Raw genomic sequence first — 16,245 nt, forward strand, 5'->3', positions numbered from 1 at the left:
ATTCCATGGGTCACGACGAGTTCGTCTTCCTCCTGATCGGCCTGAAATGGACCGTCGTCCTCTCCGCAGTCGGCTTTGTCTGCGGCTGCATTGCCGGGCTCGGTGTCGCTCTCGCCCGCGTCTCGGGCATCCCGCTGTTGGAACGCCTGACCGCCGGCTACATCGCCGTCTTCCAGGGAACGCCGCTTCTGATGCAGCTTTTCGTGACCTATTACGGTCTCGCTCTGGTCGGGCTGATGCTCGATGCCTGGGTGGCCGTCGCCATCGGACTGACGCTTCATGCCAGCGCCTATCTCGGCGAGATCTGGCGCGGATCGATCGAGGCGGTTCCGCGCGGCCAGACGGAAGCGGCGAAGGCTTTGAGCCTTCGTTATATCTCCCGCATGAAGGATGTCATCCTGCCGCAGGCGCTGCGCATCTCGCTGCCTGCCACGGTCGGCTTCCTCGTGCAGTTGATCAAAGGCACCTCTCTTGCCTCGATCGTCGGCTTCACCGAGCTGACCCGCGCCGGCAACATCATCTCCAATCAGATCTTCCAACCGCTGACGGTCTTCGGCGTCGTCGGCATCCTGTACTTCCTGATGTGCTGCCCGTTGACGATTCTCGGGGCGCGTCTCGAGCGAAGGTTCGCCGCCTCCGCGCGCTGATCCGCGTCCCCTGTTCCTCGATGCGGCCCTGCCCGCCAATCCCGGAGTTCTACCGATGACCAGTCCCATTCCCGCCCAGGCCGCAGAAACCATGATCTCCATGGCGCAGGTGGAAAAGTGGTACGGCTCGTTTCAAGCCCTTCACGATATCAACATGACGGTCCGCAGCGGCGAGAGGATCGTCCTGTGCGGGCCTTCCGGCAGCGGCAAGTCGACGCTCATTCGCTGTATCAACCATCTCGAGACCTACCAGAAAGGTGAAATCCGGGTTGGCGGCATCGTTCTGAGTGACCAGGCCAAGACCGTCGATGCGATCCGCCGGGAGGTCGGCATGGTCTTCCAGCAGTTCAATCTGTTTCCGCACCTGACCGTGCTGCAGAACTGCATGCTGGCGCCGATGAAGGCGATCGGCGTCGGCAGGGCGGAAGCCGAGGAACGGGCACGCGGGCTGCTTGAGCGGGTCAAGATCCTGGAGCAGGCCGACAAATACCCGGTCCAGCTCTCAGGCGGCCAGCAGCAGCGCGTCGCCATTGCCCGCGCGCTTTGCATGCGGCCGAAAGTGATGCTGTTCGACGAGCCGACGTCGGCGCTCGACCCGGAGATGGTCAAGGAGGTGCTGGATACGATGATCGCATTGGCCGACGAGGGCATGACGATGATCTGTGTCACCCATGAGATGGGCTTTGCCCGCCAGGTCGCCGACCGGGTGATCTTCATGGCCAGCGGCGCGATCGTCGAGGAAGCCCCGCCCGCCGAATTCTTCACTAACCCGCAGCACGAGCGCACCCGGAAATTTCTCGGAGAAATCCTGCGGAAGTAGGGGGCAGGGCCGATACCTCGCCAAATTCTGGGAGCCGATCATGAAGCCATTGAAGATTGCAGTCATGGGAGCCGGCCTGATCGGCAGACGCCATGCCGAGCGCATCATATCCGAGCCCGGAACGCTTCTCTCCGCCGTGATCGATCCGTCTTCGGCCGGTCACGACTTTGCCCGCAATGCCGGCGCCCGATGGTATGCGAACTTCCGGGATATCAGTGAGGAAGACAGGCCTTACGGCGTCATCGTGGCAACACCGAACCAGCTCCACGTCGAGAACGCTATGGAGATCATCGCCGCTGGCATCCCGGTTCTGGTCGAAAAACCGATCGCCGACGATGTCGATGCCGCCGCGGCGCTGGTTGCGGCCGGCGAGAAGGCCGGGATCCCGATCCTGGTCGGCCATCACCGGCGTTACAACCCGATGATCCAGGCGGCCAAACAAATCGTCGACGGCGGCCGGCTTGGCCGGATCATCGCGGTGCATGGCACCTTCTGGGTCGCCAAGCCCGACGACTATTTCGACATCTCCTGGCGGCGGGAAGCCGGCGCCGGCCCAATCTTCGTCAACCTGATCCATGATGTCGACCTCTTCCGATTTCTGTTCGGCGAGGTCGAAGCCGTGCAGGCGATGGAATCGCACGCCGTGCGCCACCACGCCGTCGAGGATACGGCCGTTGTCTCGTTGCGGTTTGCAAACGGCGTTCTCGCCACGCTTAACGGCAGCGATGCGGTGGCGGCGCCCTGGAGCTGGGAGGCGACCACCGGCGAGAACCCGGCATTTCCACGCTACAGCAGCCATTGTTACCAGATCGGCGGCACCAAGGGTTCGCTCGCAATTCCCGATCTGACGCTTTGGACAGCGACGTCGAAGCCGAATTGGCTGGAGCCGCTTGCCGAGGAGCGCGTACCCTTTGAAGCAGCCGATCCGCTTTGCCGTCAGCTCCGCCATTTTTGCGATGTGATACGTGGCGATGCCGCGCCCCTCGTAAGCGGGCGCGAGGGACTCGCCACCCTCAGGGTCGTCGAAGCGATCAAGAGATCGGCGTGCTCGGGGCAGATGGTCCGCCTCTCTGACGCCGTTGCCTCTGCCGATCCCCAGAAAGTCTAGCCACATGATCACCGGCACGACCAAACTCATCGCTCACCTCGGTTATCCCACCGAGTCGTTCAAGGCGCCTCTGATCTACAATCCGTATTTCGAAAAGACCGGCATCGATGCGGTCGTCGTGCCGATGGGCTGCCGGCCGGAGGACTATCCGGCGTTCCTGAAGCTTGTCTTCCGGCTCTCCAATATCCACGGTGCGCTGATCACGATGCCGCACAAGATTGCGACGATGGCACTGCTCGACGAAGCCTCGACCAACGCCAAAGTCGCGGGCTCGTGTAATGCGGTGCGTCTCGATGCCGATGGCAGGCTGATTGGTGACATGTTCGATGGCGAGGGCTTCGTGCGGGGCGTTCTGCGCAAAGGCAGAAAGGTCGACGGCGCCCATGCGCTCGTCGTCGGCGCCGGCGGCGTCGGCTCGGCGATCGCGGCGTCGCTGGCGCAGGCAGGTGTGGGCCATCTCGCAATCTTCGACGCCAGCGAGACAGCCGCGACCGCGCTGCTCGGCCGGTTGAAGACATATTATCCGCATCTGCACGTCACGACCGGCTCTCTCGATCCGGCAGGGTTCGATATCGTCGTGAACGCGACACCGCTTGGAATGCGGCGGGGTGACCCTCTGCCGATCGATGTCGACCGCATCTCCCCATCGACCTTCGTCGGCGAGGTGGTGCTGAGCAAGGAGATCACCCCGTTGCTGGAGGCAGCACGGGCTCGGGGCTGCGCCTTTCAAGTCGGCACGGATATGCTGTTCGAACAAATCCCCGCCTATCTCGAATTCTTCGAATTCCCAACAACGACGGCCGACAATCTGCGGGCCATAGCCAGGCTCGTTTGATGCTCGTTTCGCCTGAGGTAAAAGATCGCGACGGGCTTTAGACCACCCCAAGCCGCCTGATATTCCCCACTAACTCCCCCGCCAGCCGCAAGCTGGCGGCGGTTGCCATCGCCATTTGCGGCAGCAGCAGCCATTCGAGCGTCCAGGCGGCGCCGGAGCGTTCCTGTTCATGGACGAGGGATTGGTGAATGCCCGACAGCGCCGTGGCGTTGAAGCGGGCAAGCGAGACCAGCACCTCGGCGGCAACGGGGTTCTGTTTGTGGGCCATCGCCGACGAAGTGCCGCCGCCTGATATTTCTATCTCCTGGCCTGACTGGGCGAGCAGGGCGATATCCTGGCCGATTTTGCCGAGGCTGCCCGAGATCGACGCAAACAGGCCGGCAATATCGGCGATCGGCAGACGGCCGCTCTGCCATTGCGTGGTGTCGGTGAGGCCGAGTTCCTGGGCGAGCGAGGCACGGACGGTTGCGGCGTGCGGCCCGAGCTTGTCGAGCGTGCCGGCGGCCCCACCGAGCTGGACGGGAAAACTCTGCTCGGTCAGGCGGTCGCGATAGGTCGTCAGCGGCGCGCGCCACGCAGTGAGACGGTCGGAGACGCTGATCGGGATCGCCGCCTGCATGCGGGTATGACCCATCAGCCGGTTGCGGCCGAACTGGCGATCGAGCCCATCGAGCTCTGCGACGATGGCGGAAAGCCGGCCGGCAAACAGGAAGACGACGGCCTTCAGCCGGATCATCAGACTGGTGTCGATGACATCCTGGCTGGTGGCGCCGAGATGCAGGCTTTTCGCCGCTTCCTCGCCGACGTCGGTGCGCAGCTGCTTGATGAGCTCGGGAACGACGACGCCGTCGCGTGCCGTGGCCGCTCGCAAACGGGGCAGGTCGGGAGAAAAGCCGGCGCAGATTTCGGCGATCCGCCTTGCGGCTTCGGCAGGGATGAGGCCATGGGTGGCTTCGGCCCTCGCCAGCGCGGCCTCGAAGGCGAGCATGGCGCGAATGTCGGCCTCGGCGGAGAAGTAGGGCGCGATTTCATCGTCGCCGAGCAGGCCGGAGAGGAAGGGATGGTCGAAGGGCGATGCGGTCATGAATTGCTCGTTTGTGATGGAGGCCCCTCATCCGGCTGCCGCCACCTTCTCCCCGAGGGGAGAAGGGGTTTTGAGGCATTGTCCCGTCTCCTCTCGGGAAAGGGTAAGGTGAGGGGACGCTACTTGCACTAGGCCCTATCGGCAAGTTACTTGCCGGCTCTTAAATATCCAGAAACACCGTTTCCTTCGGACCCTGCAGATGGATGTCGAAATGGCAGGTCGCGCCGTCGCGGATGGCGACCATGGTTGCGACACGCTCGCGATGTTCGATGCGCTGAAGCAGCGGGTCGGCGCCGTTGGCCTCCGTCTCCTCCGGAAAATACACGCGGGTGTGCAGGCCGATATTGATGCCGCGGGCGACGATCCAAACTGTGATGTGCGGCGCCATCTTGCGGCTGTCCTTGAACGGGACGCGGCCCGGCTTGATGGTTTCGAAGCTGTAGACGCCATCCGCGGCGCGGGTCGGGCAGCGGCCCCAGCCGGTGAAATTGGGATCGGCTGTGCCGCGCATTTCCGACGGGCTGTTGTAAAGGCCGGCGCTGTCGGCCTGCCAGATTTCGACGACGGCATCGCGCACCAGCGCGCCGGCGCCGTCGAAGATGCGGCCGGTCACGGTGATGCGTTCGCCGAGCGTCTTGTCGTTGATCATCTCGGTGCCGAGATCGGTATCGTAGACGCCCGCTATGTCGCAGAAATTCGGTGTCAGGCCGATATGGACATAGGGACCTGCCGTCTGCGACGGAGTTTCCTTGAGATAGCCGAGCTGCTGCATGGTCAGTTGCCCTCCAGCCTGTTTTCGAACATCGTCGAGCGGCGGCCGCGCAGCACGATATCGAATTTATAGGCGCGTGAATCCATCGGGATGGTGTTGCCCCAGTCGAGCGGCGCGATCAGCTGCTCGATCGCCGCCTTGTCGGGGATCGTGCCGACGATCGGACATTTCCAGATCATCGGATCGCCTTCGAAATACATCTGGGTGATCAGGCGCTGGGCAAAGCCGTGGCCGAAGATCGAAAAGTGGATATGGGCGGGGCGCCAGTCGTTGACGCCGTTCGGCCAGGGATAGGCGCCGGGGCGGACGGTGCGGAAATGGTAGCGGCCTTCCTCGTCGGTGATCGTGCGGCCGCAGCCGCCGAAATTCGGGTCGATCGCCGCGAGATAGGATTCCTTCTTGTGGCGATAGCGGCCGCCGGCATTGGCCTGCCAGAACTCGACCAGTGCACCGGCAACCGGTTTTGCTCGCTCGTCGAGCACACGACCATGGACGATGATGCGCTCGCCGATGGCGCTTTCACCGGGGCGCGCATAGTTCAGGATCAGGTCGTTGTCGAGATCGCCGATGATCGAATGGCCGAAGACCGGGCCTGTCGTTTCGGAGATCGTGCCGTCGAGCGAGAGCAGCGCACGCTGCGGCGCGCGCAGCACGGATGTTTTATAGCCGGGGGTCAGCGCCGGCGCATGCCAGGCGCGGTCGCGGGCGAAGAAGGCGCCGGTCTCGGGCTTGCGGTTCGGTAATTCGGACATCTCTCCCCCTCAGGCCGCCTTTTCGGCGTCCATCTGTTCAAAGGCCTGCTTGGCAATCTTGATCGCGTGATTGGCGGCGGGAACGCCGGCATAGATCGCCACATGCAGCAGCGCTTCGCAGACATCCTCGCGGGTGGCGCCGGTATTGGCGGTGGCGCGCACATGCATGGCGACCTCGTCATCCTGGCCGAGCGCCGCCAGCAGCGCGATGGTGACGATCGAGCGCTCGCGCTTGGTCAGCCCCGGGCGCGACCAGACATGACCCCAGGCGGCTTCGGTGATCAGTTCCTGGAAGGGCCGGTCGAATTCGGTCGCCGCGGCTGTGGCGCGATCGACATGGGCGTCCCCAAGCACGGCGCGGCGGGTCGCCATGCCCTGCCGGTGGCGCTCCGAGGAGGAGGCGGTTTCGTTCATCGGTTGGTTTCTCCAGGCGGAAGAGATGTCAGGAAGGCGCGGATGATCGCCGTCAGCGCTTCCGGCTGCTCGACGCAGGGAATATGGGCGCAATCGGCGATCACCTCGTATCGGGCGCCTGGGATCAGCTTCGCGGTCGAAAACACGAGATCGGGCGGTGTCGAGCCGTCCTGGTCGCCGACGATACAGATGGTCGGGACAGTGATCTTCTTTGCCGCCTCGGTGAAATCGGCATCGCGGATCGCTTCGCAGGCGGCGATATAACCCTCGACCGGCTGGCGCGTCAGCATGTTGCAGTAACCGGCATAGGCGGTGCGTTCGGGCCGACGGAAGGCTGGCGTGAACCAGCGCTCCATAATGGCGTCGACAATGCTGGCGATGCCGTTTTGCTCGACCGCGGCGATGCGGGCGTTCCAGCTTTCCGAGGTGCCGATCTTATGGGCGGTGTCGCAGAGGATCAGCGCGCGGACCAGATCCGGCCGGCGCTGATAGAGCGACTGGGCGACGAGGCCGCCGACGGAGAGGCCTAAAATAACCGCATCCTTGACGGAAAGCAGATCGAGCAGCCCGGCGAGATCCGTTGCATGATCCTCGATCGAAGCGGGGAGCTGGCCGACATCGGAAAGCCCATGGCCGCGCTTGTCGTAAAGCACGATGGCGCAGTCGCCGGCAAGCCGCACCACGACGTCGCGCCAGATACGGAAATCCGTTCCGAGCGAATTGACAAAGACGATCACCGGCCGGTCGGCCGGCGCACCGATCACCTGATAATGGATCGTCACGTCGTTGATGCGGGCAAATTGCACGTCACTCTCCTCCTGAATAGTAAAATTGAATGGTTGATCCGGTTAAGTAAAATGATATTTTTCTGCTTTTCAATAACCATGGAGTTATGTGAGCGATGATCGACAGCCGCGTCAAGTTTCGCCATCTGCAGACCTTTGTCGAGGTGGCGCGGCAGAAAAGCGTCATGAAGGCGGCTGAATTGCTGCATGTCAGCCAGCCGGCGGTCACCAAGACGATCCGCGAGCTGGAACAAGCGCTGGGCGTTGCCGTCTTCGAGCGCGATGGCCGCGGCATCAAGATCACCCGTTATGGCGAAGTCTTCCTCCGCCATGCCGGGGCGGCGCTGACGGCGCTGCGCCAGGGTCTCGATTCCGTCGCACAGGAGCAGTTTGCCGATGCACCGCCGATCCGGATCGGCGCCCTGCCGACGGTGTCGTCGCGCATCATGCCGCGGGCGATGGGACTCTTCCTCAAGGAGAGGACCTGGAGCCGGGTGAAGATCGTCACCGGCGAGAACGCGGTGCTGCTGGAGCAGCTTCGCGTCGGCGATCTCGATGTCGTCGTCGGACGTTTGGCGGGGGCGGAGAAGATGGCGGGCTTTTCCTTCGAACATCTCTACTCCGAGCAGGTGGTGTTTGCCGTGCGCGCCGGCCATCCGCTGCTGAGCGGCGGGCAATCGCCCTTCTCAGGTTTCGGCGATTACACGGTGCTGATGCCGACGCGGGGTTCGATTATCCGGCCGGTGGTCGAAAATTTCCTCATCGCCAACGGCGTCTCCAGCCTGCCGAACCAGATCGAGACGGTCTCGGATGCCTTCGGCCGCGCCTTCCTTCGCTCAAGCGATGCGATCTGGATCATTTCCAACGGCGTGGTGGCCGACGATGTCGCCGACGGACGACTGGCGCTTCTGCCGGTCGATACCGGCGAGACCAAGGGGCCGGTCGGGCTGACGATGCGCGCCGATTCCGCGCCGTCCGTGCCGCAATCGATCCTGATGCAGACGATCCGCGAGGCGGCAGGAGAGGTTTCCTGACATAATGGAGGTGGGCCGATGGAGGATCAAAAGAAGAACCTCGGCAGGCGGGCGACGGAAGCGACGGTGAAATTCGTCGCCGTGCTCGCGGTGATGATCTTCGTCGCTGCAGGTTCGCTGTCCTATTGGCAGGGCTGGCTGTTCTTTCTCAATTTTTCCGCCTGGATCGTTGCGACGACAGCCTATTTTCTGAAATATGACCGCGCCTTGCTGGAACAGCGGCTGCATGTCGGGCCGGCTGCGGAGCGGGAGCCGGCACAGAAGCGCATTCAGCTTTTCAACGGCATCGTGCTGATTGCGCTCTTCATCGGCTCGGCACTCGATTATCGGTTCGGCGGGTCGGCCGTTCCGGCGTCGGTTGTGATTTTCGGCAACATCCTGGTCGCAGCTGGCTTTTACGGCTGCTTCCTGGTCCTGCGGCAGAACAACTTCGCCTCGGCGACGGTCGAGATCCGCAGGGATCAGCGGGTCATTTCAAGCGGGCTCTACAGCATCGTGCGTCATCCGATGTATGCGGCGGCGCTTGTGCTCTTCGTTGGCATAACGCTGTCGCTCGGCTCGTATTGGGGCTTGCTTGCCATCCCTCCTGCCTTAGGCGGACTCGTCGCGCGGCTGCTGGACGAGGAGAAGCATCTGGTAAGAGACCTGCCGGGTTATGCCGAATACCGCCGCAAGGTCCGCTACCGGCTACTGCCGGGATTATGGTGACGCCCGAACCGGTAGGCGGAATGACAACCTCTTGAAATCTGGTTGATGTACGCCCAGATTTGGACTATGTCTAATTCAAGACAGGAGGCTTCTATGCGGCATGCGCGACGCACCGAGCAACGAGAAGGCCAGGGGCCGCAGCGGCTGGAAACCGACCGCTTTGCCCCTGTAAATCGCAAAAGGCTCAGCGCTCCGGCGCTACGAACCTTTCTGGCGATCGCCGATCTCTGGGGGTTGAGCGAAGAGCAGCGCCTGCTAATGCTTGGTTATCCCTCCCGCTCGACCTACCACAATTGGGCCAAGCAGGCCCGCGAGCACGGCGCTTTCACGCTCGATGTCGATACGCTGACGCGGATCTCCGCCGTGCTCGGCATCCATCAGGCGCTCGGCGTGCTGTTTGCCGACGAACGCGCCGGCATCGCCTGGCTGCGTACGCCGCATCAGGCGCCGGTTTTCGGCGGGCATCGGCCGCTTGAGATCGTCACCAACGGAACCCAGGACGGGTTGATGACCGTACGCCGGTTTCTCGATGGCGCGCGCGGCGGTCTCTATATGCAGCCGAATGTGCTCGACGAGGCATTCACGCCTTACGAAGATACGGACATCGTCTTCCGGTGAGCGATCGTTTTGCCGAGGCGCCGCGTCCGTCCTGCCGGCTGATCCCGTCGCAATTTCCGCCCATCGGGCTTTTTGAGACGGTGGCGCGGGCGGCTGATCTCGACGCGGTGATGGAACTCGTCGGCTGGACCAACGACCGTCTCGTCGCCGACCGCATCCGCAGGCTTCCCGAGGATGAATGGGTCTACGGGACGCCGAACGCCAGTATCGTGATGGCGGCATTCCTGCATGTCGCGCCGGGAGGAATGCGTTTCAACGGCCCGGATCTCGGCGCCTGGTATGCCGCCGACCATCTCCGCACGGCCGCCGCCGAGGTCGGCCATCATCTCCGGCGCGAAACTGTCGCGCGCGGTGTCGCGACGATGGCCCGCACCTATCGAAGCTACGCCGCTACCCTCATTGGCGACTATCTCGACATTCGCGGCGAACAGGCGCTGCGGCCCCATGTCTATGACGGCACGAGTTATGCTGCGTCGCAGGTGTTGGGCGAAGAGGTGCGTTCGAGCGGCGGCGCCGGTATCCTCTATGACAGCGTCCGGCTGAGAGGCGGGGTGAATATCGCCGCGCACCGGCCGCGCAACATCCGCGACGTGGTGCAGGCCGATCACTTCGAAATCACCGTCTCCGCCACCGACCGGAGCATCGATGTCAGGAAGCTGGCACCCTAGACGACGAGGCGCTCGGCCCAGGCCTTGGCCGTCTTCGCCATCGTGGCGAGGTGATCGGCAGCGGAGAAGCCGGAGACTGTCTTGCGCGGCTTGAGGTCGTGGTCGCCGTCTTCGAGCCAGAAGAGCTCGATCCTGCTTGAGAGATCGTAGCCCGGCACCTCGTCGCGTGTGCCGAATTCATCGCGCGTCCCCTGGCAGATCAGCGCGGGCGTCGCCAGCCCCGTGAGATGGCCGGTGCGCAGCTTTTCCGGCTGGCCGGGCGGATGAAAGGGATAGCCGAGGCAAAGCAACCCGGCGATCTTTTGCTGACGATAGAGGTCGTCTGCCACCATGCTGGCAACCCGGCCGCCCATCGACTTGCCGCCGATGATCAGCGGGCCGCTGGTCCCGAGCTCGGCAATGGCCGCCTCATATTCGGGATTGAGCGTTTCGGCGCGCGGCGGCGGCTTGCGGCCTCCGGTGCGGCGGGCGGCCATATAGGCGAATTCGAAACGGGCGACGCGGAAGCCGACGGCGGCCAGCGCCTCTGCCGCGGATGTCATCGATGCGGAATCCATCGGCGCGCCGGCGCCATGCGCCAGAAGGATGGTGAAGCGCGCATCCTGCGGCCCCTGCAGCAGAAATCTGTCCAGCATCGGCAATCCTCCATTCCGTCATCGGAACCATGTCGGCGGCCGTGACTTTGTCCTTGAAAGGAGACAGACAATGTCGACGAATGACGAAAACGTAAAGCCCGAGCAGCGGCGACCCAAGGATGTCGGCGCCGTTCCCGAAAAGCCGGAGCCCGCCGACGCAGAATCGCTGGCGCCACCGACAGTGCAGCCGGCTGGAGCGAGCGATAAAAGCGAACGGCCGGTGGTCAATCCCGTGACCGGAGTGGCCTTCTAACGGCTGACTCTATTGCCGTGCGGGACAGTCCCTTGAAACCCAGGCCCAAAGGGTCCATATACCGCTCCTGCCTGAAAAACGGATGCGTATGGTATCGACGCCGTCGAGCCGTTCGCTGTCCGACAGGATAAGGGCGCTCCCCGCAAGGGTCGAGCGCCCTTTTTGCTTTTCAGACATCGCGCGGACCGAGGCTTTTGTTTCGCTGTGGTGGCAATCGTGAGGACCTGCCACCATACTCTATATAGCACTTCGGAATCCCGAAATTGGTTGCCGGATTGAAATCATTGCGTATTCTTTGCGACGACACCGCGCGAAAACCCCGCGGATTTCGGAATCCCGAAGCGGCGAATTTCGGGATTCCGAAGTGGGATTTTTTCCGTCCTGCCGTTTTTTCGCGGCGGCACTGTCGATTTTCGCATCCGCCGTTCGTCATTCTCACGATGTGCTGCAGCACGTCCCTTGCGCGTCCGAAACGATGCGTGGCAACAGAAGGAGGATATCGTCATGGATAATCAGCATCTGGTACCCGCCGCCGTGCTTGCGGCAAAGAACGGCGTCCGGTTTCCCAATGAGAGCGAGGTTTATCGCAGCGCCCGCGATGCGCTGCTGGCCGAAGAGATCGAATTGCGCCGGCACATCGAGCGGGTGGCGGTACAGCGCCGAGCGCTGCCCCCGGGCGGCGAGGTGACGAAGGATTACCGTTTCGAAGGCGCTAACGGGCCGATATCCTTTACCGAACTCTTCGCCGACAAGGACACGCTGATCGTCTACAGCTATATGTTCGGCCCGGAGCGCGAGCGCCCATGCCCGATGTGCACCTCGCTGCTGTCGGCCTGGGACGGCGAGGTGCCTGACATCCAGCAGCGCGCTGCGCTGGCGGTCGTCGCGCTGTCGCCGATCGGCAAGCTGCTTGCCTTCAAGACGGAACGCGGCTGGCACCATCTGCCGCTCTATTCCGACCCGACGGGAGATTACAGCCGCGACTATCACGCCATCGGCAGAGGCGGTGGCGATGACGCCGCCTTCAACGTCTTCACCCGGCGCGACGGCAGCATCCGCCATTTCTGGAGCGGGGAGATGGGCGGGGTGACCGCCGATCCGGGCGAAGATCCGCGCGGCGCGCCCGACCTGATGCCGCTCTGGACCGTGCTCGATTGCACGCCCGAAGGCCGGGCGCCGGACTGGTATCCGAAGCTGTCTTATTAGGGCAGGCGTCCCAGGCCCTCAGCCGGTGGAGCGGTTTCTCGACGCCTCGGCCCATTCGAGGTTGGCGACCGCAGCTTCCGGCAGCGGCGGCGGGTCGATGTCGTAGATATAGCCGGTGAGCATGTCGGCGGCGCGTTCCGTCGCCTTGATCTTCGCCTCGGTTTCCGCCACCGCCTTGGAGATCGCCTCGATGCGGGCGCGGAACATGTGGGCGAGCACATCGCGGCCGGAGTGTTTGCCGAGCCGCTCCAGATGCAGTCCGATGCGCGAGGCATGGCGCTCCAGCTCGCTCTTGCTGAACCGCGCCTTGCGCAGCTCTTCGGAGAGACTGTCCTGCATGACGGCGACGGGATCGAAGCTCCCAGGCGCGCGCTCGTCGAGCACCGCGTCGGTGACCAGCTTCTCGATCATCACAAGCGCCTGCAGCTCGGCGGCATCGGCGAATTCGACGTCGTAGCCGGTATCGTCGTAGACTTTGCGGCGGACCGGATCGAGAAGCAGCCCATAGGCTTTCTGCAGATGGGCGAAGGCTTGCGAATCACCACCCGAATCGGGGTGGGCGACCTTCGCCAGGCGCCGATAGGCAGCCTTCAGCTGAGCCTCGTTTGCATCGCGTTCAACGCCGAGAATATCGTATGGATCCGTCACGCCTGCTCCCTTGCCACCCAGCACGTCGTGGGCGGTCTAGGTCTTCTTCCGCATCAGAAGGGCGAAGTTTAGACCGAAAGCAGGAAAGACGTCCATGGCCTGAGATTGGAATGGTCGATGCGGATGTGTCGAAAAATCGAGGATTGTCCAATTGCTTCAAAATCTTGGGCTAAGATCAGCGTGTGGCGATCATGGCAAGATAACATTTGGCTTCGCCGTCGATTTCCAACGCGGTCCCGACCGCGTCGTTGATCAGCAGCGCATCGCCGGCCGCAAGCGCGCCGGTCTCGCCGTCCCGCCGGAATGACAGCGTGCCGCGATGGCAGAGCAGCAGGCATGTCGACGACGGCAGCGGCAGGGTCTTGCCGCCAGCGATGTCGAGCCGGATCAGCGTATGGGTAAACCCGTTGCGGCGGGTCATGACGTTGAGATCGGTGATGGCGCCGTCCTCGAGCCTGGCGGCGACGGGGATATCGGCCGGGAAGGCAAGCGGATCGTCTGCCGTCGTCAGTAGCGCCGGCGTCCGGCCTTCGATATCGAGCACCATGCCGTTGCCGTCGAGGATCGCCAGCGTGCGGTCGATGCCGGGAAAGATCGAAAACGGGCCGTCTGTCGCGACGGTCGCCATGCTGACGCGCCAGTCGAAACCGCCAAGGCCAGCATCTTCGGGCGAAACGGCGATCTCCACCGTTTCGCCGCCGCCGTTCTTCCACGGCATGCGCTTGTGATCGCCGGCGCGCAGGATCCTCACCGGGCTCAGTTCCCGAGAATGCCGGGCAGGCGCAGGCCCTTTTCCCTGGCGCAGTCTAGAGCGATGTCATAGCCGGCATCGGCGTGGCGCATGACGCCGGTCGCCGGGTCGTTCCAGAGCACGCGCTCCAGCCGCCTTGCCGCGTCGTCCGTACCATCGGCGCAGATGACCATGCCGGAATGCTGCGAGAAGCCCATGCCGACGCCGCCGCCGTGGTGCAGCGACACCCAGGTGGCGCCCGACGCCGTGTTGAGCAGGGCGTTGAGTAGCGGCCAGTCGGAAACGGCGTCGGAGCCGTCCTTCATGGCCTCCGTCTCCCGGTTCGGCGAGGCGACGGAACCCGAATCCAGGTGGTCGCGGCCGATGACGATCGGGGCGGAGAGTTCGCCTGATTTCACCATCTCGTTGAAGGCGAGGCCAAGCTTGTGGCGGTCGCCGAGGCCTACCCAGCAGATGCGCGCCGGCAGGCCCTGGAAGGCGATGCGCTCCCTGGCCATATCCAGCCAATTGTGCAGGTGCTTGTTGTCGGGCAGCAATTCTTTCACCTTGGCATCGGTCTTGTAGATATCCTCCGGGTCGCCGGAAAGGGCTGCCCAGCGGAAGGGGCCGATGCCGCGGCAAAACAGCGGGCGGATATAGGCCGGCACGAAGCCGGGGAAGGCGAAGGCGTTTTCGAGGCCTTCGTCCTTGGCGACCTGGCGGATATTGTTGCCGTAATCGAGCGTCGGAATACCGGCATTCCAGAAGGCGATCATCGCTTCGACATGCTCGCGCATCGAGGCGCGCGCCGCTTTTTCCACTGCTTTCGGATCGCTTTCGCGCTTGGCCTTCCACTCGGCCATCGTCCAGCCCTTCGGCAGGTAGCCGTTGATCGGGTCGTGCGCCGAGGTCTGGTCGGTGACCATGTCGGGGCGGATGCCGCGGCGGACCATTTCCGGCAGGATTTCGGCGGCATTGCCGAGCAGGCCGACGGATTTGGCTTCACCGGCCTTGGTCCAGCGGTCGATCATCTCGAGCGCTTCGTCGAGCGTCTCGGCCTTGGCGTCGACATAGCGGGTGCGCAGCCGGAAATCGATCGAGTCTGGATTGCATTCGATGGCGAGGCAGCAGGCGCCGGCCATCACCGCGGCGAGCGGCTGGGCGCCGCCCATGCCGCCGAGGCCGCCGGTCAGGATCCATTTGCCCTTGAGATTGCCGCCATAATGCTGACGGCCGGCCTCGACGAAGGTCTCGTAGGTGCCCTGGACGATGCCCTGCGTGCCGATATAGATCCACGAGCCGGCCGTCATCTGGCCGTACATGGCAAGGCCTTTCTTATCCAGCTCATTGAAATGGTCCCAGGTCGCCCAATGCGGCACCAGGTTGGAATTGGCGATCAGCACCCGCGGCGCATCCTTGTGGGTGCGGAAGACGCCGACCGGCTTGCCGGATTGGACGAGCAGCGTTTCTTCTTCGGTCAGCGTCTTCAGCGTCGCGACGATGCGGTCGAAATCCTCCCAGGTGCGGGTGGCGCGGCCGATGCCGCCGTAAACGACGAGTTCGTTCGGGTTCTCGGCGACATCAGGATCAAGATTGTTCATCAACATGCGCAGCGGCGCTTCGGTCATCCAGCTCTTGGCATTGAGATCATTGCCGCGGGGCGCGCGGATTTCGCGGATATTGTGGCGTGGGTTGGTCATGGCGGTTCCCCTGTCGAGTGATCGTTATCGTTTCAGGTCTGGCGCAATTTGTTCGATGCGCACCAGAATGTTTTTGAGATGGACGCGAAGTCGGTCTGCCCTCGCGGTGTCGTAGGCAAAGGGCGGTGTCTCGGTCTGCAGATGCGTCGACTGCGCAAGCTCCATCTGGATCGCGTGCACGCCGGTCTCGGGCCGGCCGTAATGGCGGGTCGTCCAGCCACCCTTGAAGCGACCGTTGAGCACGCTGTCATAACCTTCTGCGGCTTCGACGACGGTCAGCGTCGCTTGCTCGATGGCGCCGTCGCAGGTTTTGCCCATATCGGTGCCGATATTGAAATCCGGCAGCTTGCCTTCGAACAGGAAGGGAATGTGAGAGCGGATCGAGTGGCAGTCGTAAAGGATCGCCACGCCATGGCTTGCCCTGACGCGCTCGATCTCGGCGGCAAGTGCCGCGTGATAGGGCGCATGAAAATCCCGCAGCCGCGCCGCGATATCGGCTTCGTCAGGCGCCTGCCCATCCTTCCAGATCGGCTGGCCGTCGAAGTCCGTTTCCGGGATGAGGCCGGTGGTGTTCTGGCCGGGATAAAGGCTGACGCCCTGCGGATCGCGGTTGGCGTCGATCACGTAGCGGTGGAAGGTGGCGCGCACGGTCGTGACATTGTCGAGCAGGCCGTCATAGAGCTGGTGGATGTGCCAGTCGGTATCGGCCAGAATCCTGCCATTGTCGTTGAGACGGTCGGCAATCTCCGCCGGCACGTCGGTGCCGGTGTGGGGAAAGGCGAGGATTATGGGGGAGGTGCCCTGACGGATTTCGTATGGTGCGGTCAT

At 63.4% G+C, this 16,245-nt stretch carries 20 protein-coding genes; 10 read left to right on the plus strand and 10 right to left on the minus strand.

Annotated features, from left to right (window positions below):
• Positions 1–5 precede the first annotated feature (5 nt).
• Genes J3O30_RS27040 through J3O30_RS27055 form a run of 4 tightly spaced genes read left to right on the plus strand, consistent with a single transcriptional unit; the run spans position 6 to position 3,410 of the window.
• Positions 6–647: an amino acid ABC transporter permease gene (locus J3O30_RS27040; RefSeq protein ID WP_207585489.1), complete on the plus strand. Its 642-nt coding sequence runs from the start codon at positions 6–8 to the stop codon at positions 645–647.
• A 55-nt stretch (positions 648–702) separates the two neighbouring features.
• Positions 703–1,467 (plus strand): amino acid ABC transporter ATP-binding protein, encoded by a 765-nt coding sequence (locus J3O30_RS27045; protein WP_281438274.1) that lies wholly within the window; start codon positions 703–705, stop codon positions 1,465–1,467.
• A gap of 40 nt (positions 1,468–1,507) precedes the next feature.
• Positions 1,508–2,575 (plus strand): Gfo/Idh/MocA family oxidoreductase, encoded by a 1,068-nt coding sequence (locus tag J3O30_RS27050; RefSeq protein ID WP_207585490.1) that lies wholly within the window; start codon positions 1,508–1,510, stop codon positions 2,573–2,575.
• Positions 2,576–2,579: 4 nt separating this feature from the next.
• Positions 2,580–3,410, plus strand: coding sequence for a shikimate dehydrogenase (locus tag J3O30_RS27055; RefSeq protein ID WP_207585491.1), 831 nt, complete (start codon positions 2,580–2,582; stop codon positions 3,408–3,410).
• 37 nt (positions 3,411–3,447) lie between these two features.
• On the opposite strand, the gene J3O30_RS27060 is transcribed toward J3O30_RS27055, so the two are convergent.
• The 5 genes from J3O30_RS27060 to pcaD all read right to left on the minus strand — a co-directional run bounded on the left by J3O30_RS27060 (position 3,448) and on the right by pcaD (position 7,238).
• Positions 3,448–4,494, minus strand: a complete 1,047-nt coding sequence (locus tag J3O30_RS27060) for a 3-carboxy-cis,cis-muconate cycloisomerase (RefSeq protein ID WP_207585492.1) — start codon at positions 4,492–4,494, stop codon at positions 3,448–3,450.
• Positions 4,495–4,654: 160 nt separating this feature from the next.
• Positions 4,655–5,266, minus strand: a complete 612-nt coding sequence (pcaG, locus tag J3O30_RS27065; protein WP_207585493.1) for a protocatechuate 3,4-dioxygenase subunit alpha — start codon at positions 5,264–5,266, stop codon at positions 4,655–4,657.
• A 2-nt stretch (positions 5,267–5,268) separates the two neighbouring features.
• On the minus strand, positions 5,269–6,018 hold the full coding sequence (gene pcaH, locus J3O30_RS27070; RefSeq protein WP_207585494.1) for a protocatechuate 3,4-dioxygenase subunit beta: 750 nt from the start codon (positions 6,016–6,018) through the stop codon (positions 5,269–5,271).
• A gap of 9 nt (positions 6,019–6,027) precedes the next feature.
• Positions 6,028–6,432 (minus strand): 4-carboxymuconolactone decarboxylase, encoded by a 405-nt coding sequence (gene pcaC / locus J3O30_RS27075; RefSeq protein WP_207585495.1) that lies wholly within the window; start codon positions 6,430–6,432, stop codon positions 6,028–6,030.
• The gene (gene pcaD, locus J3O30_RS27080) at positions 6,429–7,238 is read right to left on the minus strand and encodes a 3-oxoadipate enol-lactonase (protein ID WP_207585496.1); all 810 of its coding nucleotides are present in this window, start codon (positions 7,236–7,238) and stop codon (positions 6,429–6,431) included. The genes pcaC and pcaD overlap by 4 nt, the downstream gene beginning before the upstream one ends.
• A gap of 95 nt (positions 7,239–7,333) precedes the next feature.
• On the opposite strand from pcaD, the gene pcaQ reads away from it, so the two are divergent.
• The 4 genes from pcaQ (at position 7,334) to J3O30_RS27100 (ending at position 10,245) form a co-directional block, all read left to right on the plus strand.
• Entirely contained in the window at positions 7,334–8,251 is a 918-nt protein-coding gene (gene pcaQ / locus J3O30_RS27085) for a pca operon transcription factor PcaQ (protein ID WP_207585497.1), read from the plus strand.
• 18 nt (positions 8,252–8,269) lie between these two features.
• Positions 8,270–8,959 carry an isoprenylcysteine carboxylmethyltransferase family protein gene (locus J3O30_RS27090; protein WP_207585498.1) on the plus strand — a complete coding sequence of 230 codons (690 nt, stop codon included), beginning with the start codon at positions 8,270–8,272 and terminating at the stop codon, positions 8,957–8,959.
• Positions 8,960–9,052: 93 nt separating this feature from the next.
• Positions 9,053–9,577, plus strand: coding sequence for an MbcA/ParS/Xre antitoxin family protein (locus J3O30_RS27095; RefSeq protein ID WP_207585499.1), 525 nt, complete (start codon positions 9,053–9,055; stop codon positions 9,575–9,577).
• Positions 9,574–10,245 carry an RES family NAD+ phosphorylase gene (locus J3O30_RS27100; protein ID WP_207585500.1) on the plus strand — a complete coding sequence of 224 codons (672 nt, stop codon included), beginning with the start codon at positions 9,574–9,576 and terminating at the stop codon, positions 10,243–10,245. Before J3O30_RS27095 ends, J3O30_RS27100 begins: the two co-directional genes overlap by 4 nt.
• Here the strand turns inward: J3O30_RS27100 and J3O30_RS27105 are convergent.
• Positions 10,242–10,880, minus strand: coding sequence for an alpha/beta family hydrolase (locus J3O30_RS27105; protein WP_207585501.1), 639 nt, complete (start codon positions 10,878–10,880; stop codon positions 10,242–10,244). The genes J3O30_RS27100 and J3O30_RS27105 overlap by 4 nt on opposite strands.
• Positions 10,881–10,950: 70 nt before the next feature.
• Between J3O30_RS27105 and J3O30_RS27110 the strand changes: the two genes are divergently transcribed.
• Positions 10,951–11,133 (plus strand): hypothetical protein, encoded by a 183-nt coding sequence (locus J3O30_RS27110; RefSeq protein WP_207585502.1) that lies wholly within the window; start codon positions 10,951–10,953, stop codon positions 11,131–11,133.
• 504 nt (positions 11,134–11,637) lie between these two features.
• Entirely contained in the window at positions 11,638–12,339 is a 702-nt protein-coding gene (locus J3O30_RS27115; RefSeq protein WP_207585503.1) for a DUF899 family protein, read from the plus strand.
• An 18-nt stretch (positions 12,340–12,357) separates the two neighbouring features.
• On the opposite strand, the gene J3O30_RS27120 is transcribed toward J3O30_RS27115, so the two are convergent.
• The 4 genes from J3O30_RS27120 to hutG form a co-directional block, all read right to left on the minus strand.
• Positions 12,358–12,987, minus strand: coding sequence for a J domain-containing protein (locus J3O30_RS27120; protein WP_207585504.1), 630 nt, complete (start codon positions 12,985–12,987; stop codon positions 12,358–12,360).
• 175 nt (positions 12,988–13,162) lie between these two features.
• Positions 13,163–13,738 carry a HutD family protein gene (locus tag J3O30_RS27125; protein WP_207585505.1) on the minus strand — a complete coding sequence of 192 codons (576 nt, stop codon included), beginning with the start codon at positions 13,736–13,738 and terminating at the stop codon, positions 13,163–13,165.
• A 5-nt stretch (positions 13,739–13,743) separates the two neighbouring features.
• Positions 13,744–15,417 (minus strand): urocanate hydratase, encoded by a 1,674-nt coding sequence (gene hutU / locus J3O30_RS27130; RefSeq protein ID WP_207585506.1) that lies wholly within the window; start codon positions 15,415–15,417, stop codon positions 13,744–13,746.
• A 24-nt stretch (positions 15,418–15,441) separates the two neighbouring features.
• Complete coding sequence (gene hutG, locus J3O30_RS27135; protein WP_207585507.1) at positions 15,442–16,245, minus strand: N-formylglutamate deformylase; 804 nt, start codon at positions 16,243–16,245, stop codon at positions 15,442–15,444.

The organism is Rhizobium sp. NZLR1, from assembly GCF_017357385.1.
Lineage (GTDB): Bacteria > Pseudomonadota > Alphaproteobacteria > Rhizobiales > Rhizobiaceae > Rhizobium.

What these genes read in the sequence shown, in the direction of transcription:
- J3O30_RS27040 (WP_207585489.1), top strand. Translation starts at nt 6, where the DNA reads ATGGGTCACGACGAGTTCGTCTTCCTCCTGATCGGCCTGAAATGGACC.
- J3O30_RS27045 (WP_281438274.1), top strand. Translation starts at nt 703, where the DNA reads ATGACCAGTCCCATTCCCGCCCAGGCCGCAGAAACCATGATCTCCATG.
- J3O30_RS27050 (WP_207585490.1), top strand. Translation starts at nt 1,508, where the DNA reads ATGAAGCCATTGAAGATTGCAGTCATGGGAGCCGGCCTGATCGGCAGA.
- J3O30_RS27055 (WP_207585491.1), top strand. Translation starts at nt 2,580, where the DNA reads ATGATCACCGGCACGACCAAACTCATCGCTCACCTCGGTTATCCCACC.
- J3O30_RS27060 (WP_207585492.1), bottom strand. Translation starts at nt 4,494, where the DNA reads ATGACCGCATCGCCCTTCGACCATCCCTTCCTCTCCGGCCTGCTCGGC.
- pcaG (WP_207585493.1), bottom strand. Translation starts at nt 5,266, where the DNA reads ATGCAGCAGCTCGGCTATCTCAAGGAAACTCCGTCGCAGACGGCAGGT.
- pcaH (WP_207585494.1), bottom strand. Translation starts at nt 6,018, where the DNA reads ATGTCCGAATTACCGAACCGCAAGCCCGAGACCGGCGCCTTCTTCGCC.
- pcaC (WP_207585495.1), bottom strand. Translation starts at nt 6,432, where the DNA reads ATGAACGAAACCGCCTCCTCCTCGGAGCGCCACCGGCAGGGCATGGCG.
- pcaQ (WP_207585497.1), top strand. Translation starts at nt 7,334, where the DNA reads ATGATCGACAGCCGCGTCAAGTTTCGCCATCTGCAGACCTTTGTCGAG.
- J3O30_RS27090 (WP_207585498.1), top strand. Translation starts at nt 8,270, where the DNA reads ATGGAGGATCAAAAGAAGAACCTCGGCAGGCGGGCGACGGAAGCGACG.
- J3O30_RS27095 (WP_207585499.1), top strand. Translation starts at nt 9,053, where the DNA reads ATGCGGCATGCGCGACGCACCGAGCAACGAGAAGGCCAGGGGCCGCAG.
- J3O30_RS27105 (WP_207585501.1), bottom strand. Translation starts at nt 10,880, where the DNA reads ATGCTGGACAGATTTCTGCTGCAGGGGCCGCAGGATGCGCGCTTCACC.
- J3O30_RS27110 (WP_207585502.1), top strand. Translation starts at nt 10,951, where the DNA reads ATGTCGACGAATGACGAAAACGTAAAGCCCGAGCAGCGGCGACCCAAG.
- J3O30_RS27115 (WP_207585503.1), top strand. Translation starts at nt 11,638, where the DNA reads ATGGATAATCAGCATCTGGTACCCGCCGCCGTGCTTGCGGCAAAGAAC.
- hutU (WP_207585506.1), bottom strand. Translation starts at nt 15,417, where the DNA reads ATGACCAACCCACGCCACAATATCCGCGAAATCCGCGCGCCCCGCGGC.
- hutG (WP_207585507.1), bottom strand. Translation starts at nt 16,245, where the DNA reads ATGACCGCACCATACGAAATCCGTCAGGGCACCTCCCCCATAATCCTC.